This window comes from Paraburkholderia caledonica (assembly GCF_000383275.1).
Classification (GTDB): domain Bacteria; phylum Pseudomonadota; class Gammaproteobacteria; order Burkholderiales; family Burkholderiaceae; genus Paraburkholderia; species Paraburkholderia caledonica.
This window is the reverse complement of record NZ_KB911047.1, coordinates 106,962-126,803: the sequence shown is the minus strand read 5'-3', so window position 1 is coordinate 126,803 and position 19,842 is coordinate 106,962. Positions and strand designations below refer to the sequence as shown.

The following is a 19,842-nucleotide window of genomic DNA, read 5'->3' as shown; positions in this document are numbered from 1 at the left end:
CGATTGGTGGTTTTGGCTAATTGTTGGGGGCTTGATGCGAAAGGAGGCGCCATTTGCGCCTCCTTCGGTTTGGTCAGTGCCGCGTGTGTCAGTGCACCGCTGCCATTTCCTTGTCGAGCCGGTCGGCCGGCACCGCGCCCGGCAGGCGGCGGCCGTCGGCGAGGAACACGGTAGGCGTGCCTTCCACGTTCATCGCATGTCCGAGCGCGAGATTCTTGTCGATCGCGGCGGTGTCACAAGTGCCGGCGGCCGTGGGCGCCTGATGGTCTTGCATCCACGATTCCCACGCCTTCGCGCGATCAGTCGAGCACCAGATCGACTTCGACTTGGCGGTCGAATCCGGCGACAAAACCGGGTACAGGAACGTGTAGACCGTCACGTTGTCGATCGACTTCAGCGTGGTTTCGAGCTGCTTGCAGTACGGGCAGTTCGGGTCGGAGAACACCGCGATCTTGCGCGATCCGTTGCCCTTCACGACCTTCACCGCGTTGGCGAAAGGCAGGCTCGCGAAGTCGATGCGGTTGGTTTCCGACAGGCGCGCTTCCGTCAGATTCTTGCGCGTCTTCGTGTCGACCATGTCGCCGAGCAGCACGTAGTCGCCGTTGGCGTCGCTGTAGACGATCTGGCTGCCGAGGTTCACTTCATACAAGCCGGCAATCGGCGACTTGGTCACGCTCTTGATCGTCACGTCCGCGAGACGCGTTTGCAACATGGCCTTGAGTTTGTCGGTGGACTGGTCGGCTTGCGCGGAGCAGCCGATGGTGACAGCGGCAATCGCAAGCATGGCGGTCGCCATGCGGAAGGTTCGTTTCATGCTGAATTCCTGATTCAATCGCGCGCTGCGCGCGTTGGGCGTTCATGCCGTTGCCCTCCTTTGCTTGGGAAGGCCGCAGCAACTGTGCGTTCATGATACCTGTCTCACCGGTTCGGCATGCCGCGCCGGGTTAGAGCCGGGTTACAGTCGGGTAAAAGCCGTAATGCGGCCCGCCTTTCAGCCGAGCGCGGCCGACACGAGCCAGCGCTTGATGAACGGCTGCGCACCGACGAAAGCCATGCCGCTATTGCGCACGATCTTGGCCAGCGAGCCTGGCACGGAAAACAGTTTTTGCAGACCGTCGGTGGCGATCATCAGCGCACGAATGTCTTCGCGGCGCGCGCGTTCGTAGCGCCGCAGCAGGACCATGTCGCCGAGATCGCGAAACGACTCCTTGCCTGCGACGACATCGGCAAGCGCAGCGACGTCGCGCAAACCGAGGTTCATGCCCTGCCCGGCGAGCGGATGGATCAGATGCGCGGCGTCGCCGACCAGCGCGACGCGCGGCGCCACCAGGCGGTCTACAGTTTGCAGCGCGAGCGGAAATCCCTGTGCCGGCGTCACGCAGTCGAGGCCGCCAAGCTGGCCGCCCGTCACGCGCTCCACTTCTGCTGCGAGCTGTGCCGGATCGAGCGCGATCAGCCGCTCGGCGTGCTCCGTGCGCGCCGACCACACGAGCGAAACGTGACCGTCAGGCATCGGCAGCAGCGCGATGATCTCGCCGTCCTTGAACCATTGGTAAGCGGTCTCGCCGTGCGGTTTCTCGGCCTTGAAGTTCGCGACGACGCCGGTCTGCCGGTAGTCGCGCCGATTCATCTTCGAGCCGATCTGCGCGCGCACCCATGAATGCGCGCCGTCTGCGCCGACGAGCAGATCCGCCGCGAGCACGCTGCCGTTCGCGAGACCGACGCTCGCGCTGTCGGCGGTGAAATCGAGCGCTTGCGCGCGGCTGTCGATCCACGTGAGGTTTGGCTGGAAGCGCAGCGCCGCATCGAGCGCGCGCTCGATCACCGACGACTCGACGATCCACGCCAGTTGCGGCACCGAGGCCTGAAACGCGGAGAAATGCAGTTCGGCGTGGGCGTCGCCGTAGACGCGCATGTCGTAGACGGGACCGAGCCGCGACAAATCGAGCGCCTGCCAGACACGCAAGCGCTCGAGCAGCGCCTGCGAACTCGACGACAACGCATACACCCGCGAGTCGAATGAAGCGCCGGCGGCGAGCGGCGCGCAGGGCTGCGCGAGCAGCGCGACGCGCAATCCGCCTTGCGTGAGCGCAAGCGCCGCGGTCTTGCCGACCAGCCCACCGCCGATCACGGCGGCATCGAAAGTCTGATGGTGTGCGTTCATCCGCGCATTATAGCTGCGGGGTTGCGAGGGACGGATCGGGCGCGCAGCTTTCTGAAGCCACGTCAAGAAGCTGATTGGAACGGGTTACAATTGCGCTTTCCGTGACAGAACTCGCCCAGAATCGTCGAGGCAACACCCGCTCTGGCGTCGCGTCCCGCTCCGCTGCGTTCCCTTTGCCGCCAAACGCGAAGGCTTCCCGAATCCTGCACACAGCGTCGAGCGCATCACGCAATTTACTGAATTACTGAAGGATTTCCATGAGCCTCAAATGCGGCATCGTCGGCTTGCCTAACGTCGGCAAGTCCACTCTGTTCAACGCGCTGACCAAGGCGGGCATCGCCGCCGAAAATTACCCGTTCTGCACGATCGAGCCGAACGTCGGCATTGTCGAAGTGCCGGACGCGCGCCTGAAGGCGCTCGCCGAAATCGTCAAACCCGAGCGCATTCTGCCGGCCGTCGTCGAATTCGTGGACATCGCCGGTCTGGTGGCGGGCGCGAGCAAGGGCGAAGGCCTCGGCAACCAGTTCCTCGCGAACATCCGCGAAACCGATGCGATCACGCACGTTGTCCGCTGCTTCGAAGACGAAAACGTGATTCACGTGGCCAACAAGATCGATCCGCTGTCGGACATCGAGGTCATCAACACCGAACTGGCGCTCGCGGACCTCGCAACGGTAGAAAAAGCGCTCGCGCGTTATTCGAAGGCCGCCAAGTCGGGCAACGACAAGGAAGCCATCAAGAACGCCGCGGTGCTGGAAAAGGTGCGTGCGCAACTGGATCAGGCCAAACCGGTCCGGGCGCTCGATCTGTCGGACGAAGAAAAGGCCACGCTCAAGCCGTTCTGCCTGATCACGGCAAAGCCGACCATGTACGTCGCGAATGTGAAAGAAGACGGCTTCACGAACAATCCGCATCTGGACGCGGTGACGAAGTACGCGGCGTCGGAAAACGCGCCGGTGGTCGCCGTTTGCGCGGCAATCGAAGCGGAAATCGCCGACCTCGACGAAGCCGATATGGAAGTGTTCCTCGCCGACATGGGCATGGAAGAGCCGGGCCTGAACCGCGTGATTCGCGCCGGCTTCAAGCTGCTGGGCCTGCAAACTTACTTCACGGCCGGCGTGAAGGAAGTACGCGCATGGACCATTCATGTGGGCGACACGGCGCCGCAAGCTGCGGGCGCGATCCACACGGATTTCGAGCGCGGCTTTATTCGCGCGCAGACCATCTCTTTCAACGACTACATCGCCTATAAAGGCGAGCAAGGCGCGAAAGAAGCCGGCAAGATGCGCGCCGAAGGCAAGGAATATGTCGTGCACGACGGCGACGTGATGAACTTCCTGTTCAACGTGTAACTCGCGGCGCTTTCTTCGAGCGCCTAATAGCCGATACATGGCCGCGGCGCTGCGCGCGGCTCCCGCCTGAATTACATCTGTCAAAGCCCGCTTCGCGCGGGCTTTGTGCTTTTTTGCGGGCTTTGGAAGTGGCTGGCAATGCTGTGCGGTCGATCTTGAGCGCGCCGGGTTTGTGCGCGGGTGCAGGTGTCACCCTTGGCTCACCCCAACCCGCCGAGTATTCGATGCAACCGCAAATGTTTCAATTTCATGACATGCGATGTTAAATTGCGGCATTCGGCGTCACAGTAAAAGCGACGCCGGACTGTCATCGAACACAAATAGAATCGCGCGATTCGCAATTGCGCCCTTTCCGCATCTGCTTTGCTGAGACGGGAGTAAGCGCTCAAGCGCTAACTCCCATCGACCGCGTTGCATGGGATGGGAGTAAGCGCTCAAGCGCTAACTCCCATCGACCGCGTTGCATGGGATGGGAGTAAGCGCTCAAGCGCTAACTCCCATCGACACAGGAGACTAATCGATGAGTTTGAAGCCGCTGTTCCGTTCGCTTTCCGTTGCCGCCGTGCTGGGCGCGGGCATTATGGCCACCAGCCAGACGGCCCAGGCCGCCACCGAAATCCAGTTCTGGCACGCAATGGAAGCCGCTCTGGGCGAACGTCTGAACGATATCGCCAACGCGTTCAATGCGTCGCAATCCGACTACAAGATTGTGCCGGTGTTCAAAGGCACTTACGACCAGACGCTTGCCGCCGGCATCGCCGCTTACCGCAGCGGCAACGCGCCAGCCGTCCTGCAAGTCTACGAAGTCGGCACCGCGACCATGATGCAGGCGAAGAAGGCTGTCATTCCCGTATCGGAAGTGTTCAAGCAAGCCGGCGTGCCGCTCGACGAGAAAGCGTTCGTGCCAACCATCGCAAGCTATTACAGCGACGCCAGAAGCGGCCAGCTGATCTCGATGCCGTTCAACAGCTCGACGCCGGTTCTCTACTACAACAAGGACGCGTTCAAGAAAGCCGGCCTCGATCCGAACCAGCCGCCGAAGACATGGGCCGAACTGCAGGTCGACGCGCAGAAGCTCAAAGCCTCCGGCATGGCATGCGGTTATTCATCGGGCTGGCAAAGCTGGATCCAGTTGGAGAACTACAGCGCGTGGCACGGTGCGCCGTTTGCGTCGAAGAACAACGGATTTGACGGCGCCGACGCGCAACTCGAATTCAACAAGCCGCTGCAGGTCGCGCACATCCAGTTCCTGCAGAACATGCAGAAGGAAGGCTCGTTCACCTACGTTGGCCGCAAGGACGAACCCGTCTCGAAGTTCTACAGCGGCGATTGCGGGATCATCACGAACTCGTCGGGCTCGCTTGCCACCATCAAGAAGTACGCGAAGTTCAACTTCGGCACCGGCATGATGCCTTACGACGCAAACGTGAAGGGCGCGCCGCAGAACGCGATAATCGGCGGTGCGAGCTTGTGGGTGTTGGCGGGCAAAGACCCGGCTGTCTACAAGGGCGTGGCGAAATTCCTGTCGTATCTGTCGTCGGCGCCGGTTGCCGCCAAGTGGCATCAAGACACGGGATATCTGCCGGTCACGACCGCCGCTTATCAGTTGACGCAACAACAGGGCTTCTACGAGAAGAACCCGGGCAGCGACACGGCCATCAAGCAGATGCTCAACAAGCCGCCCCTGCCGTACACGAAGGGTCTACGTTTGGGCAACATGCCGCAGATCCGCACGATCATCGACGAAGAGCTCGAACAGGTGTGGGCTGAGAAAAAAACGCCGCAACAGGCGCTCGACTCGGCGGTTTCGCGTGGCGACGAGTTGCTGCGGCGCTTCGAAAAAGCCGGCAGCTAATCGCGGTATCGGTCTGCGCAGCTCGTGCAGGCCATGCGGTTCATGCAGCAATAGCGGTGAACAACCGCAACCCGGCGCAATAAAAGCATAAAGCCAGTCGGCAGGGTTTCGACGCAATCGCGTCGAAACCCGCTTGCAGCAACCCTTGGGAATCTTCGATGGAAAAGCGCTCCCGCTTCGGCACCAGTCTGCTGCCCTACCTGCTCGTCGCGCCGCAACTGGCGATCACCGCGCTGTTTTTTCTGTGGCCCGCGGGCGAAGCGCTGTGGCAATCCACACAAAGCCAGGATGCCTTCGGCACGTCGAGCGAATTTGTCGGGCTCGCCAACTTCCGCCAACTCTTCGCCGATCCGCTCTACCTGTCATCGTTCAACACGACGCTGATTTTCTGTGCGCTCGTCACCGTTTCCGGCCTCGTCATTTCGCTGCTGCTGGCCGTCTGCGCCGACCGCGTCACGCGCGGCGCGAAGGGTTACCAGACGCTGCTGATCTGGCCGTATGCGGTCGCGCCGGCAATCGCGGCCGTGTTGTGGTCGTTTCTGTTCAACCCGAGTATCGGCCTCGTCACATTCGCGCTCGCAAAGTACGGCATCGTGTGGAATCACGCGCTCAATGCGGGACAGGCGATGTTTCTCGTCGTGCTAGCCTCGGTGTGGAAGCAGGTCAGCTACAACTTCCTCTTCTTCTATGCGGGCTTGCAGGCGATTCCGCGCTCGCTGATCGAAGCCGCGGCCATCGACGGCGCCGGTCCCGTGCGACGCTTCTTCGGCATCGCACTGCCGCTGTTGTCGCCGACCAGCTTCTTCCTGCTGGTCATCAACATCACCTACGCATTCTTCGACACGTTCCCCGTGATCGACGCAGCGACCGGCGGCGGTCCCGCGCAATCGACGCGCACGCTGATCTACAAGATTTTCGCGGAAGGCTTCCAGGGACTCGACATCGGCAGTTCCGGCGCGCAGTCGGTGGTTCTGATGGTGATCGTCGTCGCGTTGACGGTCGTGCAATTCCGCTTTATCGAACGCAGGGTTCAATACTCATGATCGAAAACCGCCGCGGTTTCGACCTCTTCTGCCACGCGGTGCTGATACTCGGCGTCGCGTTGGTGGTGTTTCCGGTCTACGTCGCGTTCTGCGCGGCGACCATGAGCGAGCACGAAGTGTTCACCGTGCCGCTCTCGCTGGTGCCGAGTTCGCATCTCTTCGAAAACGTTACGACGGTCTGGGCGCACGGCAGCGGGAACGCGGCGGCACCCTTCGGCCGCATGCTGTTCAACAGCCTCGTCATGGCGCTTGCCATTGCTATCGGCAAGATCGCCGTGTCGATGATCTCCGCTTTCGCGATCGTGTTTTTCCGCTTTCCGTTTCGCAATCTGTCGTTCTGGCTGATCTTCATCACGTTGATGCTGCCGGTCGAAGTCCGCATTTTTCCGACCGTGCAAGTCGTCTCGTCGATGCACCTCAGCAATACCTATAGCGGCTTGACGTTGCCGCTGATCGCTTCGGCCACTGCCACGTTTCTCTTCCGTCAGTTCTTCATGACCTTGCCCGATGAGTTGATTGAAGCCGCGCGCATCGACGGTGCGGGCGCCATGCGCTTCTTCTGGGACGTCGTGCTGCCGCTGTCCAAAACCAACATGGCGGCGCTGTTCGTGATCACATTCATTTACGGCTGGAATCAATACTTGTGGCCGATTCTGATTACGAGCCAGCAGTCGCTGACAACGGCCGTGGTCGGCATCAAGAGCATGATCGCGTCGGGCGACACCGCAACGGAATGGCATCTGGTGATGACGGCCACGCTGCTCGCCATGCTGCCGCCGCTCGCCGTCGTGCTGACCATGCAACGCTGGTTCGTGCGCGGACTCGTCGATGCGGAAAAATGAAAGCGCCTCGCCAGCGCATCAACGCATCAATGCATCAATGCACTGACGCCGCACAGGCAACAGATAAACGACACGAAACGAAGGGCTAAAACCGCATGGCTGCACTGACACTGCAAGGCGTTAAAAAAACCTACGACGGCAAACAGTTTGTGTTGCACGGCATCGACGTCGACGTGAACGACGGCGAGTTCGTCGTGATGGTCGGGCCGTCGGGTTGCGGCAAATCCACATTGCTGCGGATGGTCGCCGGGCTCGAGCGGATCTCCGAAGGCACCATCTCGATCGCCGGCAAAGTGGTCAACGAGCTGGAGCCGAAAGACCGCAACATCGCGATGGTGTTTCAGAACTACGCGCTTTATCCGCATATGAGCGTGGCGGAAAACATGGGCTACGCGCTGAAGATCGCGGGCGTCGATCGGGCGCAGATCGCGCAACGCGTGAACGCCGCCGCGCAGATTCTTGAACTCGAACCGCTGCTGCAGCGCAAGCCACGCGAGCTGTCGGGCGGACAGCGTCAGCGCGTGGCAATGGGACGCGCGATCGTGCGCGAACCCGCCGTGTTTCTGTTCGACGAACCGCTGTCCAATCTCGATGCGCGTCTGCGCGTGCAAATGCGGCTCGAAATCCAGCGGCTGCATGCTCGGCTCGCGACCACGAGCCTCTACGTGACGCACGATCAGATCGAAGCAATGACGCTGGCGCAACGTGTGATCGTGATGAACAAGGGTCACGCCGAACAGATCGGCGCACCAACCGAAGTCTACGAGCGGCCCGCAACCGTGTTCGTCGCCGGCTTCATCGGTTCGCCTGGCATGAATCTGCTGGAAGGCCGCGTGTCCGACGACGGTTCGACTTTCGATGTGGCGGGCAACGGTCCGCAACTGCCGCTCGCCGGCGTCGCGTCGATTGGCCGCGAAGTCGCCAAAGGACGCGAGTGGACGCTCGGCATTCGTCCCGAGCACATGAGCCCGGGGCAGGCCGATGCGCCGCATACAACGCTCACCGTCGATTCATGCGAGTTGCTCGGCGCGGATAATCTCGCGCACGGACGGTGGGGCAAGCATGACGTGACAGCGCGATTGCCGCACGCGCACCGGCCGGCGGCCGGCGAAGCGCTGCAGGTCGCACTGCCCGCCCGGCACTTGCATTTCTTCGATCCGGCAAGCGGGCGGCGGGTGAACTGACAGACGCGGCCACAACAACAATCCATAAAAACCATGCAATGCACTGGCTTGAAAGCCGCTCGCTGCGGCATTGCAGTCGTGGCGGCTCTGCTGGTCGGCATGTCGCCGGCTTTCGCGTATGTCGCGCCGGGTACGACGCCGAACGAAGCCGACCTCAGCAATCACAACACCTACACCAATCGCGACGGCAACACGGTCCATGCGCCGGCCAAGTCGCTGTCGGGCAAGGCGCCTGAAGGCGCGACGGCGCGCTGCCGCGACGGCAGCTACAGTTTCAGCCGGCATCACAGCGGCACATGCTCGCGACACGGCGGCGTAGCCAGCTGGCTGTAGATCTCACACACCCCCGCAGCAATCCGCAACCCGCAACCGCGCATGCCTCACCGCCGCCGCGCGCTCATGCCGAAGTACAATGCCATTTGCACACGGCCCGCGCGCGGCCGTCGGTGAGCAGAACACTGCGCTGGACACCGCGCTCGACACCGCGCCGGCCAACGCCGGGCGCTCCGCCCGGCCATGACGTCGCCGTAACACGCCGTGGCACCGGTTACCTTTCCACCCGCGACTGCCCGCCCCCTTGCGGCCGGCGTCGCCAACGTCTCGCAAGCAAATGGCCCAATACGTCTTCACCATGAATCGGGTCGGCAAGATCGTGCCGCCCAAGCGTCAAATCCTGAAAGACATCTCGCTGTCCTTTTTTCCCGGCGCGAAGATCGGCCTGCTCGGCCTGAACGGCTCGGGCAAGTCGACGCTGATCCGCATCATGGCCGGTGTGGACAAGGACATCGAAGGCGAAGCCACGCCAATGCCGAACCTGAACATCGGCTATCTGCCGCAGGAACCTCAGCTCGACCCGAACAAGACGGTGCGCGAAACCGTTGAGGAAGGTCTCGGCGATGTGTTCAATGCGCAGAAGAAGCTCGATGAAATCTACGCGGCCTACGCGGAGCCTGACGCCGACTTCGACGCGCTCGCTGCCGAGCAGGCCAAGTACGAAGCGATTCTCGCGACAACCGACGGCGGCAGCGCCGAACAGCAAATCGAAATCGCCGCCGACGCGCTGCGCCTGCCGGCGTGGGACGCGAAGATCGAACATCTGTCGGGCGGCGAAAAGCGCCGCGTCGCACTGTGCAAGCTGCTGCTCGAAAAGCCCGACATGCTGTTGCTGGATGAGCCGACCAACCACCTCGACGCCGAATCGGTCGACTGGCTCGAACAGTTCCTCACGCGTTTTCCCGGCACCGTCGTCGCGGTCACGCACGATCGCTACTTCCTGGATAACGCGGCCGAGTGGATTCTCGAACTCGACCGCGGCCACGGTATTCCGTGGAAGGGCAACTACAGCAGTTGGCTCGATCAGAAAGAAGAACGCCTGAAGCAGGAAGAGTCGTCGGAATCGGCGCGTCAGAAGGCGATCAAGAAGGAACTGGAGTGGGTGCGGCAAAACCCGAAGGGCCGTCAGGCAAAGTCGAAAGCGCGTATCGCCCGTTTCGAGGAACTGAACAGCCAGGACTACCAGAAGCGTAACGAAACGCAGGAAATCTTCATTCCGGTCGGCGACCGCCTCGGCAATGAAGTGATCGAATTCAAGAACGTCAGCAAATCGTATGGCGACCGTTTGTTGCTCGATAACGTCAGCTTCAAGATTCCGGCGGGCGCGATCGTGGGCATCATCGGTCCGAACGGCGCGGGTAAGTCCACGCTGTTCCGCATGCTCACCGGCCGCGAAGAACCCGATTCGGGCGAGATCGTGAAGGGCCCGACGGTGAAGCTCGCTTACGTCGATCAAAGCCGCGACGCACTGGACCCTTCGAAGACCGTGTTCGAAGAAATCTCCGGCGGTGCGGACGTGCTGACGGTCGGCAAGTATGAAACGCCGTCGCGCGCGTACATCGGCCGTTTCAACTTCAAGGGCGGCGATCAGCAGAAGATCGTCGGCAATCTGTCGGGCGGCGAGCGCGGCCGTTTGCATCTTGCCAAGACGCTGATCGCGGGCGGCAACGTGTTGCTGCTCGACGAACCGTCGAACGACCTGGACGTGGAAACGTTGCGCGCGCTCGAAGACGCATTGCTGGAATTCGCCGGCTCGGTGATGGTGATCTCGCACGATCGCTGGTTCCTCGACCGCATCGCCACGCACATTCTTGCGTTCGAAGGCGATTCGCAAGTTACGTTCTTCGACGGCAACTACCAGGAGTACGAAGCGGACAAGCGTGCACGCCTTGGCGAAGAAGCCGCGCGTCCGAAACGTCTGCGTTACAAGCCGATTACGCGCTAAGACTCGCCGCGTAAAAGTAGCTGCGGCCTGCCTGTCGGGAGACGGGCGGGTCGCTTCTTGCAGGTCGCTTCATGCGGGTCGCCTCTAACGCGGCTTGCGTCGGCAGCACTCCAATTGCCCTGCCTGCAAACATCGGCTCTATAGCAGCCGCACACGCCACATGTCGGCGACGTGCCGACAGGGCACAGCCATTGCTTACCTGGCCGTGCTATATGTCGTTTCGCGCCACGCGTCCACGACGCGCGCATCCGTTACAGCCACGCCGCGCACACGGCACCGAGGAGCACAGCATGGCAATGTCGAGGGGCAAACGCTGGATCGTTGCCGTGGGCAGCGTGCTGGTCGTGCTCGTCGTTATTGCGCTCGGTGTGCTGCAGTACGCGCAGCGTGAAGTGAAAGAACGCGTGGTGGCGGCGCTCGGTCCACTGGGCAGCGCGCAAAGCATCGACGTCGGCCTGACCTCGGTTCATCTCACCAACGTGCTGTTGAAGGCGCCGCCAGGCTGGCCGGCCGGCGATCCATTGAGAGCCGACGAAATCACTATCACGCCGGATATTCGCGACCTGCTCGCGCGGCGCATGCATGTCCGCAGCGTCGTCGTGCGCGGTTTCGATATGGCGGTGCTGCGTACTCAAACCGGTACGATCCGCCTGCTTCCGAATTTGCGACAGTCGGTCACGAGCGCGAACGACGACGCGAGCGGTACCGCCGCGGGCGCAACGCCGCGCGAAAAACAGGTCGATCACATCAGCCTGGAGCAAGGGCGATTCCACTTCTACGACATGACCGTCGGTCCGCCCGCCTACAAGGTGACGGTAAGCAACGCGAACGCGACGGTCGACAACGTTCATCTGCCGGCCCTCACCGAGCCCACCAACGTCAGTGTCAGCGGCTCGATCAAAGGGCCGTCGCACACGGGCACAGTCACATTCGGCGGATGGATCAAGATCGCCAGCAAGGACTCGCAAACGACGAGCACACTGCGCGGCGTCGACGTCGTGATGCTCGATCCTTATCTCGTCAAGAAAGCCGGGGCCGAGGCGCGAGTGACGGGCGGCACGGTCGATCTGAGCGTCGAATCGTCGGTGCGCAACTATCAGTTGCATGCGCCGGGCACGATCACGGTTCACCAGCTGCAACTCGCGGACACCGGCAGTCCGCTCGACACTTTCATGTCAATTCCGACGAAGGCCGCCGTCGCCGCACTGAAGGCTCGGAACGGCGACATCACGCTCCACTTCGTGCTGGACGGTAACTTGCGCGATCCGAAATTCTCAGTGCAGGAAGGTTTGACGACTCGCATCGCCGCCGGATTCGCGAAAGCGCTGGGCGTCAGTGTGGAAGGGGTGGCAAAAGGCGCGGGAGAAACCGTGAAGGGCTTGGGTAATGCTTTGAAGAATTTGCTCGGGCAGTAGACTTCGTTCAACGAGAAGCGCGTTACTGTAAGCGCGAGGGTGAGACCGACACCCATCCCACTCGCGGCGACAAAAACGCGCTACGCATGTCGCGTACCGCGTGACGCGCGAGCAACACTCGCCTGGTCAGACCGGCAAACCCAGTTCCCGCAGCTTCGCTTCTGTTTGCGCGGCGTTCGTGTGATGCACGCCATGCCAGCCGAGTGCGGTGGCGGCTGCGGCGTTCTTCGGGTTGTCGTCGATAAACACTAGTTCGCCCGGCTCGACGCCTGGTAGTTGCGCGTCGATCCGCTCGCGCATTGCCGCAAAAATCGCCGGATCGGGTTTCACCAGCCCCACGCGACCGGAGACGACAATGTCCCGAAAGCGCCGCAGCACCGGATAGTGCTCCCATGCATACGGAAACGTCTCAGCCGACCAGTTCGTCAGACCGAAAAGCGGGACTTCCGCGGCTTCGAGCTTTTCCATGATCGCCACGCCGTCTTCCAGCACGCCGGCCACCATCTCGTGCCAGCGCTCATAGAACGCGCGGATCAGCGCTTCGTGATCGGGAAAGCGGGCGACGAGTTCTTCCGTCGCCTCGACGATCGGCTGGCCGCCGTCCTGACGAATCACCCAATCCATCGAGCAGACGTGGGTCAGGAACCAGCGTCGCTCGGCTTCGTCGGGAATCAGTTGCCTGTAAAGATATTCGGGACTCCAGTCGATCAGCACGCCGCCGAAATCGAACACGACTGCCTTGATGGCCATGCGCTCTCCGTTAGCTATGCGGTTGCAATTGCGGTTGCAGTTGTGGCGCTCACACCGGCTGGGTACGCAGCTCGAGCCATGCCTTGGCGTCGCCCGAAACATGCGGCGACAGACGCGCGCGCACCGTCTCGTGATAGTCGTTCAGCCACGCGCGCTCGTCGTCGCGCAGCAGCGACAGGTCGAGGCAACGCGTGTCGATCGGGCAAAGCGTTAGCGTCTCGAACTTCAGGAAGTCGCCGAATTCCGTCTTGCCAGCGGGTACGTTCAGCACGAGGTTCTCGATGCGCACGCCCCACTTGCCCGGCCGGTAGATGCCCGGCTCGACCGAGGTGATCATGCCTTCTTCCATTGCCGTCCACGATTCGGCAGGCGCGTAGTGCGAAATCACTTGCGGGCCTTCGTGCACGTTCAGGAAATAGCCGACGCCATGACCGGTGCCGTGGCCGTAATCGGCGCCGGCTTCCCAGATCGGCGCGCGAGCGATTGCGTCGAGCATCGGCGAACGGATGCCGCGCGGGAACCTGGCGCGCGACAATGCCATGGTGCCTTTCAGCACGATCGTGAAATCGCGCCGCTGTTCGTCGCTGACGGTGCCAACCGGCACGACGCGTGTGATATCCGTCGTGCCGCTCAAGTACTGTGCGCCGGAGTCGACCAGCAACAGGCCGTTGCCTTCGATCACCGCATGCGATTCGTTGGTGGCGCGATAGTGCGGCATTGCGCCGTTGGCGTTGAAGCCCGCAATGGTCGCAAAGCTCAGCGACACGAAGCCGGGACGACGCGCGCGCGCCGCCGTCAGACGTTCGTCGATAGTGAGTTCGGTGATCGTCTCGCGGCCCAGTGCGCCTTCGAACCACGCGAAGAATTCCGCGAGCGCAGCGCCGTCCTGCTCCATGGTCTCGCGCACGTGCCTGGCCTCTGCCTCGGTCTTGCGCGACTTGAAGAACGTGGACGGATTGACTGCCTCGACTACTTTCACCGTCGACGGCACCGATTGCAGCGAGCCGTATGTAATGCGGCGCGGGTCGATGAGCAGCGTCGTGCCGGCGGGCAGCGCAGAGAGCGCCTCCGCGGCTTTCGCATATGGCTCGACGCTGACGCCGTCGCGTGCAAGAGCCTCGGCGAGCGCCTGCGGCACCTTGCCGTCGGCAATGAACAGCGACGCGCGGTTTTCGCCGATCAGCGCGTGCGCCACGAAGACCGGGTTATAGCTGACGTCGGCGCCCCGCAGATTCAGCAGCCACGCGAGGTCGTCAAGCGTGGAAATGAAGTGCCATTGCGCGCCCTTCTCCACCATTGCCCGACGGACCTGCGCCAGCTTTTCCGAACGCGCGACGCTTGCATGCGGCGCCGCGTGCTCGAAGACTGCGGCAACCGGCAGCGTCGGACGCTGCGGCCAGATCGCGTCGAACAGATCGACGTCGGTGCGCAGCTTCACGCCGCGCGCCGTGAGGGCCTGAGTCAGAGCCCGCGCGGCCGCCACGCCGAGCACCGCGCCGTCCACGCCGACCGCGCTACCGGGCGCAACGTTCTGAGCGAGCCAATCGAAATGCGGCGCGGTTTGCTGGCCACCCGTCATTTTCATGAGTTGAACGCCGGTGCCCGCGAGTTGCGCGTTGGCCTGCTCCCAATAGCGGCTGTCGGTCCAGACGCCTGCAAAGTCTGCTGTGACTACGAGCGTGCCCGCCGAGCCGGTGAACCCGGAAAGCCATTCCCGCCCCTGCCAACGCCCTGGCAAATATTCGGACAAGTGCGGATCCGCCGACGGCACGAGGTAAGCGGCGACGCCTTCGCGTGCCATCGCGCTGCGCAACGTGGCGAGCCGTTCGGGGATGGGAGAGGTATGGGGAAGTCGGGCATTCATGGAAGTCACCTGCAAATATTCATCGACGGGAAAGCGAGCCGACCGTCACGGCGACAGCGATCATGGCGATGGCCGTGCAAACAGGCCATTCGAGCGTCTCACCGTCATGGAAAAGGCCAATCACATTGCCGGCCATGCGCGCGACGCTCGCGCCCACTATTCCGGCAAGCACCGCCACCCACAAGCGGGCGCGGCTAGAGCGGTTCAAGCGGCGCAGCGGATGCAACCACCACCCCGCGATACCGATTGCTGCCCCCAACACGACGATTCCGGGCCAGCCCATTAGCGGCCGGTCTCGCGCAGTTTCGGATTTGTCTCATGGGCGCGAGGCTCGACGACAGCTAGCATTTTTGTCTCTTTCTCAAAAAATCAGCACGGCGCTTTCCGCACAGCGGTTGAGTTTAGGGGTCGGGGTGACGTTAGGCAAGCTATAGGCCTTACGGAAAAGCCTGGTTCCCGGCCGTCGTCGAGCTCAACGCGCCCATGCGAATTGCCCTTATCGAGCCGGATACAAGTCACGCCAAACTGGTCACCCGGCTTGTTTTCGCCGGTGGCCACGTGTGTCAGCACTTCACTACCAGCGTCCCCTTCCTTGCACAGGCCGCAGATCAGTTCTTCGATTTGCTGATCACCGAAAACTGGGCCGGCGATCACTCAGCCGAAGATGTCATCGCGCACGCCCGCGCGATCCTGCCGAGCCTGCCGGTTATCGTGCTGATGACGGAGCCGCGCGAAAGCCAGATCGTCGCCGTGCTCCACGCGGGCGCCGACGACTGCGTGACCAAACCGGTCCGTGGCCCCGAGATGCTCGCGCGAGTAGACGCGCTGCTGCGGCGCGCGGGACTGCGCCGGCCGCCCAATCGCCGGCACGACGTAATCCGCGGCTATGCGTTCGATACCGGAAACTTCGCCGTGACATTCCGTCACCGCACGGTCACGCTGACGCCGAAGGAATTCCGCTTCGCGCTGCTGCTGTTCTCCAATCTGTCGCGGCCCGTGTCGCGCGCGCATATCCTCGAAACCGTGTGGGCGCGCCGCCGCGACGTAAAGTCGCGCACTGTCGACACTCATGCGTCGCGCGTGCGTTCAAAGCTGGAACTGCGCCCGGAGTTGGGCTATTCGCTAACGCCGCTCTACGGCTATGGCTATCAACTGGACGCATTCCCGCCGGAAGGAGTCGCCGCGCCCGGCTGAGCGGGCGTCACAATGTAAGAATCGTGAAAACGCTATAATATCGAGCTAAACCATAGCTCCCCATAATGCAGCTCCTAACGATCGGAATCAATCACCACACTGCGCCTGTCGCCTTGCGCGAACGCGTGGCGTTTCCGCTCGAACAGATCAAGCCCGCACTGGACACTTTCAAAAGCGTCTGGCTGGGAGCCACGGCCCGCACCGCGCCTGAAGCGGCGATTCTGTCCACCTGCAATCGCACCGAACTCTACTGCGCGACCGACGACCAGGCCGTGCGTGAAGCCGCGGTCCAGTGGCTGTCCCGTTATCACAACCTGCCCATCGAAGAACTTGCGCCGCACGTCTACGCGTTGCCGCAGTCCGAAGCCGTGCGCCACGCGTTTCGGGTTGCCTCGGGGCTGGATTCCATGGTGTTGGGCGAGACGCAAATCGTCGGACAAATGAAGGATGCCGTTCGCACGGCATCCGAAGCTGGCGCGCTGGGCACCTATCTGAACCAGTTGTTCCAGCGCACGTTCGCGGTTGCGAAGGAAGTGCGGAGCACGACCGAGATCGGCGCGCAATCCGTTTCCATGGCCGCCGCCGCGGTCCGGCTGGCGCAGCGCATTTTCGACAAGGTATCGAACCAGCGCGTGCTGTTTATCGGCGCCGGCGAAATGATCGAGTTGTGCGCGACGCACTTTGCCGCGCAGCAACCGCGCGAACTCGTGGTCGCCAACCGCACGGCTGAGCGCGGCACGCGACTCGCCGAGCGCTTCAACGGACGCGCCATTCCGTTGTCCGATCTGCCGACTCGCATGCACGAGTTCGACATCATTGTGTCGTGCACGGCTTCCACGTTGCCGATCATCGGTCTCGGCGCAGTGGAGCGCGCAGTGAAAGCGCGTCGCCATCGGCCAATTTTCATGGTCGATCTGGCTGTTCCGCGTGACATCGAACCGGAAGTCGGTCAGCTTGAAGACGTGTTCTTGTATACCGTCGACGACCTCGGCGCGATCGTCCGCGAAGGCAATGCGTCGCGGCAGGCCGCCGTTGCGCAGGCCGAAGCGATCATCGAAACCCGCGTGCAGAACTTCATGCAGTGGCTCGAAGCGCGCAGCATCGTGCCGGTGATCCGCCATATGCATACGCAAGCCGACGTGCTGCGCCGGGCCGAAGTCGAACGTGCGCAGAAAATGCTCGCGCGGGGCGACGATCCTGTCGCTGTGCTTGAAGCGCTTTCGCAAGCGCTCACCAACAAACTGATCCACGGTCCGACCCACGCGCTCAACCGCGCGAGCGGCGAGAACCGCGACACGCTCATCGAATTGATGAGCGGGTTCTACAAACACTCCGGTTCCACGGAGCGTTAGCGGCGCGCGTGCCGCCTGTCCCGCGCCACCCGCAAGTGGCCCGCGACGTGCTTCTGCCCTTGGGCATCCGCCCACTTCCTAGTTGTCGTCCTTGCCGGAGTCCGCTCCGATACCCGCCTGATGAAAACGAGCATGCAACGCAAGCTCGACCAGCTGACTACCCGGCTGGCCGAACTTAACGACCTGTTGAGCCGAGAGGACATCACAGCGAACCTCGACCAGTATCGCAAGCTCACGCGCGAACACGCCGAGCTCGGACCGGTTGTCGAGCAATACGCGCTCTGGCGCCAGGCCATGCACGACGCCGCCACCGCGCAGGAACTGCTCTCGGATGCTTCCATGCGCGAGTTCGCGGAAGAGGAAATTCGCGCGGCCCGCGAGCGGATGGAACAGCTCGGCGGCGAACTGCAGAAAATGCTGCTGCCGAAAGACCCGAACGACGACCGCAACATCTTCCTCGAAATTCGCGCGGGGACGGGCGGCGACGAGTCCGCGCTCTTCGCCGGCGATCTTTTGCGCATGTATCTGCGTTATGCCGAGCGTAATCGCTGGCAGGTCGAGATGATGTCGGCAAGCGAATCCGACCTGGGCGGCTATAAGGAAGCGATCGTGCGAATCGCTGGCGAAGCCGCCTATTCGAAGCTCAAGTTCGAGTCCGGCGGCCACCGCGTGCAGCGCGTGCCGGCAACGGAAACGCAGGGCCGCATTCACACCTCCGCGTGCACGGTTGCCGTGATGCCGGAGGCGGACGAAATCGGCGAGGTTGAAATCAATCCGGCGGATCTGCGGATCGACACGTTCCGCGCGTCCGGCGCCGGCGGCCAGCACATCAACAAGACGGACTCGGCCGTGCGCGTTACGCACTTGCCGACGGGGATCGTCGTCGAATGTCAGGACGACCGTTCGCAGCACAAGAACAAGGACCGCGCATTGAAAGTGCTGGCGGCTCGCATCAAGGACAAGCAGTCGCACGAGCAGCAGGCAAAGGAAGCCGCTACGCGTAAGAGCCTGATCGGCTCGGGCGATCGCTCCGAGCGGATTCGCACCTACAACTTCCCGCAAGGACGTCTGACAGACCATCGGATCAATCTGACGCTGTATCGCCTCGACGCGATTATGGACGGTGATCTGGACGAACTGATCGGCGCACTCGTCAGCGAGCATCAGGCCGAGTTGCTCGCTTCGCTTGGCGACGCGGACTAAGCATCCATGACGTCGAACGCCCCAGCCGATCGCGACAATGCGGCCACGCCCGCCGCGCTGTTGCGCGCCTCGCCGCTGCCGTCGCTGGAAGCGCGGATTCTGCTCACGCATGTGCTCGGCTGGCGGCAAACGCAATTGATCACGCGCGCAGACGAAGCGCTCGACAGCGAATCGGTTCAGCGTTATCTGGCATTACAAACGCGTCGCGTAGCGGGCGAGCCGGTGGCGCAACTTGTCGGCGTCCGCGAATTTTTCGGGCTCGATTTCGAGGTCACGCCGCATGTGCTGATTCCCCGTCCCGAAACCGAATTGCTGGTCGAAACGGCACTCGTCGCGATGGAGAACCTCGTACGCCCGCGCGTGCTCGATCTCGGCACCGGCACGGGCGCCATTGCGGTGGCAATCGCGTCGATGCGTCCGGACGCACGGGTCAGCGCGCTCGACCGTTCGGCGGAGGCACTCGCCGTCGCCTCGCGCAACGCCGGGCGCCTGCTCGATCCGAAACGGCCAGGCGGCGCTGTGACATTCGCACAAAGCGACTGGTACGACTCGCTGGACGAGGCACTTCGGTTCGACGTGATCGTCAGCAATCCGCCGTATATCGCGAGCGGCGACCCGCATCTTTTGCAGGGCGATCTGCGCTACGAACCGCGCGGCGCGCTCACCGACGAAGCCGACGGCCTCAGCGCGATCCGGGCGATCGTCTCGGGCGCGTCTCGTCGTCTTGCCGCAAACGGCCTACTGTGGATGGAGCACGGCTACGATCAGGCTGAAGCCGTGCGCGCGCTTCTGGTCGCGCAAGGTTTCACGCAGGTCCAATCGGAGCGCGATCTTGCAGGCATCGAGCGGATAACCGGCGGTCGGCTCTCTGACTGACAAAGCCTGGCGTCAGCCGCCACAGCCGTCGCAATAGCCGCGACGAGCAAATGGACAAAGCGGCCGTCGGTCGGCGCAAGCGATTTCCGCTATCATTTCAGCCTATTCCCTACACATACCGGAACCGCAAGGTCAGTCATGGATACGCAACAACGCATCAAGCAAATCGTCGACGAAAACAACGTCGTGCTCTTCATGAAGGGCAGCGCCCAGTTCCCGATGTGCGGCTTTTCGGGCCGCGCAATCCAGATTCTGAAGGCATGCAACGTCAATGAATTCAAGACGGTCAACGTGCTCGAAGACGACGAAGTCCGCCAGGGCATCAAGCAGTTCTCGAATTGGCCGACCATTCCGCAGCTTTACGTGAAGGGCGAATTCGTCGGTGGCTCGGACATCATGATGGAAATGTACGAATCGGGCGAATTGCAGCAACTGTTTGCTGCAGCCTGACCGTCTGCTTCAAAGCCGAT

Annotated in this window: 18 protein-coding genes; 13 read left to right on the top strand and 5 right to left on the bottom strand. The window is 62.4% G+C overall.

Annotation, left to right across the window (positions count from 1 at the left end; translation table 11 throughout):
• Positions 1-88: 88 nt before the first annotated feature.
• Positions 89-814, bottom strand: coding sequence for a DsbC family protein (locus tag H281_RS0129325; protein WP_027805053.1), 726 nt, complete (start codon positions 812-814; stop codon positions 89-91).
• A gap of 177 nt (positions 815-991) precedes the next feature.
• Positions 992-2,164 carry a UbiH/UbiF family hydroxylase gene (locus H281_RS0129320; protein ID WP_020070691.1) on the bottom strand — a complete coding sequence of 391 codons (1,173 nt, stop codon included), beginning with the start codon at positions 2,162-2,164 and terminating at the stop codon, positions 992-994.
• 257 nt (positions 2,165-2,421) lie between these two features.
• On the opposite strand from H281_RS0129320, the gene ychF reads away from it, so the two are divergent.
• The 8 genes from ychF (at position 2,422) to H281_RS0129275 (ending at position 12,133) form a co-directional block, all read left to right on the top strand.
• Positions 2,422-3,516, top strand: a complete 1,095-nt coding sequence (ychF, locus tag H281_RS0129315; protein ID WP_020070690.1) for a redox-regulated ATPase YchF — start codon at positions 2,422-2,424, stop codon at positions 3,514-3,516.
• 520 nt (positions 3,517-4,036) lie between these two features.
• A complete protein-coding gene (gene ugpB, locus H281_RS0129310; RefSeq protein WP_020070689.1) occupies positions 4,037-5,371 on the top strand; it encodes a sn-glycerol-3-phosphate ABC transporter substrate-binding protein UgpB in 1,335 nt (444 codons plus the stop codon).
• A gap of 158 nt (positions 5,372-5,529) precedes the next feature.
• On the top strand, positions 5,530-6,414 hold the full coding sequence (gene ugpA / locus H281_RS0129305) for a sn-glycerol-3-phosphate ABC transporter permease UgpA (protein WP_020070688.1): 885 nt from the start codon (positions 5,530-5,532) through the stop codon (positions 6,412-6,414).
• Positions 6,411-7,256: a sn-glycerol-3-phosphate ABC transporter permease UgpE gene (gene ugpE / locus H281_RS0129300; RefSeq protein ID WP_020070687.1), complete on the top strand. Its 846-nt coding sequence runs from the start codon at positions 6,411-6,413 to the stop codon at positions 7,254-7,256. Before ugpA ends, ugpE begins: the two co-directional genes overlap by 4 nt.
• Positions 7,257-7,351: 95 nt before the next feature.
• Entirely contained in the window at positions 7,352-8,440 is a 1,089-nt protein-coding gene (locus H281_RS0129295) for a sn-glycerol-3-phosphate import ATP-binding protein UgpC (RefSeq protein WP_020070686.1), read from the top strand.
• A 33-nt stretch (positions 8,441-8,473) separates the two neighbouring features.
• Entirely contained in the window at positions 8,474-8,773 is a 300-nt protein-coding gene (locus H281_RS0129290) for a DUF3761 domain-containing protein (protein ID WP_020070685.1), read from the top strand.
• 277 nt (positions 8,774-9,050) lie between these two features.
• Positions 9,051-10,718 (top strand): energy-dependent translational throttle protein EttA, encoded by a 1,668-nt coding sequence (gene ettA / locus H281_RS0129280; protein WP_020070684.1) that lies wholly within the window; start codon positions 9,051-9,053, stop codon positions 10,716-10,718.
• A 290-nt stretch (positions 10,719-11,008) separates the two neighbouring features.
• Complete coding sequence (locus H281_RS0129275; protein ID WP_020070683.1) at positions 11,009-12,133, top strand: DUF748 domain-containing protein; 1,125 nt, start codon at positions 11,009-11,011, stop codon at positions 12,131-12,133.
• Between the two features lie 126 nt (positions 12,134-12,259).
• On the opposite strand, the gene H281_RS0129270 is transcribed toward H281_RS0129275, so the two are convergent.
• The 3 genes from H281_RS0129270 to H281_RS0129260 are packed head-to-tail and all read right to left on the bottom strand — an operon-like array spanning position 12,260 to position 15,030.
• A complete protein-coding gene (locus tag H281_RS0129270; protein ID WP_020070682.1) occupies positions 12,260-12,883 on the bottom strand; it encodes an HAD family hydrolase in 624 nt (207 codons plus the stop codon).
• Positions 12,884-12,932: 49 nt separating this feature from the next.
• Entirely contained in the window at positions 12,933-14,747 is a 1,815-nt protein-coding gene (locus tag H281_RS0129265; RefSeq protein ID WP_027805051.1) for an aminopeptidase P family protein, read from the bottom strand.
• Between the two features lie 19 nt (positions 14,748-14,766).
• On the bottom strand, positions 14,767-15,030 hold the full coding sequence (locus tag H281_RS0129260; protein ID WP_020070680.1) for a hypothetical protein: 264 nt from the start codon (positions 15,028-15,030) through the stop codon (positions 14,767-14,769).
• A gap of 200 nt (positions 15,031-15,230) precedes the next feature.
• Here H281_RS0129260 and H281_RS0129255 point away from each other — a divergent pair, with 200 nt between their 5' ends.
• From H281_RS0129255 to grxD, 5 genes are all read left to right on the top strand, one after another.
• Positions 15,231-15,941 (top strand): response regulator transcription factor, encoded by a 711-nt coding sequence (locus H281_RS0129255; RefSeq protein WP_020070679.1) that lies wholly within the window; start codon positions 15,231-15,233, stop codon positions 15,939-15,941.
• A 65-nt stretch (positions 15,942-16,006) separates the two neighbouring features.
• Positions 16,007-17,293 carry a glutamyl-tRNA reductase gene (hemA, locus tag H281_RS0129250; RefSeq protein WP_020070678.1) on the top strand — a complete coding sequence of 429 codons (1,287 nt, stop codon included), beginning with the start codon at positions 16,007-16,009 and terminating at the stop codon, positions 17,291-17,293.
• 120 nt (positions 17,294-17,413) lie between these two features.
• Complete coding sequence (prfA, locus tag H281_RS0129245; protein ID WP_027805050.1) at positions 17,414-18,496, top strand: peptide chain release factor 1; 1,083 nt, start codon at positions 17,414-17,416, stop codon at positions 18,494-18,496.
• 6 nt (positions 18,497-18,502) lie between these two features.
• Positions 18,503-19,372, top strand: a complete 870-nt coding sequence (prmC, locus tag H281_RS0129240; protein WP_020070676.1) for a peptide chain release factor N(5)-glutamine methyltransferase — start codon at positions 18,503-18,505, stop codon at positions 19,370-19,372.
• Positions 19,373-19,510: 138 nt separating this feature from the next.
• Positions 19,511-19,822 carry a Grx4 family monothiol glutaredoxin gene (gene grxD / locus H281_RS0129235; RefSeq protein ID WP_006052757.1) on the top strand — a complete coding sequence of 104 codons (312 nt, stop codon included), beginning with the start codon at positions 19,511-19,513 and terminating at the stop codon, positions 19,820-19,822.
• The last annotated feature ends 20 nt before the right edge of the window (positions 19,823-19,842 follow it).

What these genes read in the sequence shown, in the direction of transcription:
- H281_RS0129325 (WP_027805053.1), bottom strand. Translation starts at nt 814, where the DNA reads ATGAAACGAACCTTCCGCATGGCGACCGCCATGCTTGCGATTGCCGCT.
- H281_RS0129320 (WP_020070691.1), bottom strand. Translation starts at nt 2,164, where the DNA reads ATGAACGCACACCATCAGACTTTCGATGCCGCCGTGATCGGCGGTGGG.
- ychF (WP_020070690.1), top strand. Translation starts at nt 2,422, where the DNA reads ATGAGCCTCAAATGCGGCATCGTCGGCTTGCCTAACGTCGGCAAGTCC.
- ugpB (WP_020070689.1), top strand. Translation starts at nt 4,037, where the DNA reads ATGAGTTTGAAGCCGCTGTTCCGTTCGCTTTCCGTTGCCGCCGTGCTG.
- ugpA (WP_020070688.1), top strand. Translation starts at nt 5,530, where the DNA reads ATGGAAAAGCGCTCCCGCTTCGGCACCAGTCTGCTGCCCTACCTGCTC.
- ugpE (WP_020070687.1), top strand. Translation starts at nt 6,411, where the DNA reads ATGATCGAAAACCGCCGCGGTTTCGACCTCTTCTGCCACGCGGTGCTG.
- H281_RS0129295 (WP_020070686.1), top strand. Translation starts at nt 7,352, where the DNA reads ATGGCTGCACTGACACTGCAAGGCGTTAAAAAAACCTACGACGGCAAA.
- H281_RS0129290 (WP_020070685.1), top strand. Translation starts at nt 8,474, where the DNA reads ATGCAATGCACTGGCTTGAAAGCCGCTCGCTGCGGCATTGCAGTCGTG.
- ettA (WP_020070684.1), top strand. Translation starts at nt 9,051, where the DNA reads ATGGCCCAATACGTCTTCACCATGAATCGGGTCGGCAAGATCGTGCCG.
- H281_RS0129275 (WP_020070683.1), top strand. Translation starts at nt 11,009, where the DNA reads ATGGCAATGTCGAGGGGCAAACGCTGGATCGTTGCCGTGGGCAGCGTG.
- H281_RS0129270 (WP_020070682.1), bottom strand. Translation starts at nt 12,883, where the DNA reads ATGGCCATCAAGGCAGTCGTGTTCGATTTCGGCGGCGTGCTGATCGAC.
- H281_RS0129265 (WP_027805051.1), bottom strand. Translation starts at nt 14,747, where the DNA reads ATGAATGCCCGACTTCCCCATACCTCTCCCATCCCCGAACGGCTCGCC.
- H281_RS0129260 (WP_020070680.1), bottom strand. Translation starts at nt 15,030, where the DNA reads ATGGGCTGGCCCGGAATCGTCGTGTTGGGGGCAGCAATCGGTATCGCG.
- H281_RS0129255 (WP_020070679.1), top strand. Translation starts at nt 15,231, where the DNA reads ATGCGAATTGCCCTTATCGAGCCGGATACAAGTCACGCCAAACTGGTC.
- hemA (WP_020070678.1), top strand. Translation starts at nt 16,007, where the DNA reads ATGCAGCTCCTAACGATCGGAATCAATCACCACACTGCGCCTGTCGCC.
- prfA (WP_027805050.1), top strand. Translation starts at nt 17,414, where the DNA reads ATGAAAACGAGCATGCAACGCAAGCTCGACCAGCTGACTACCCGGCTG.
- prmC (WP_020070676.1), top strand. Translation starts at nt 18,503, where the DNA reads ATGACGTCGAACGCCCCAGCCGATCGCGACAATGCGGCCACGCCCGCC.
- grxD (WP_006052757.1), top strand. Translation starts at nt 19,511, where the DNA reads ATGGATACGCAACAACGCATCAAGCAAATCGTCGACGAAAACAACGTC.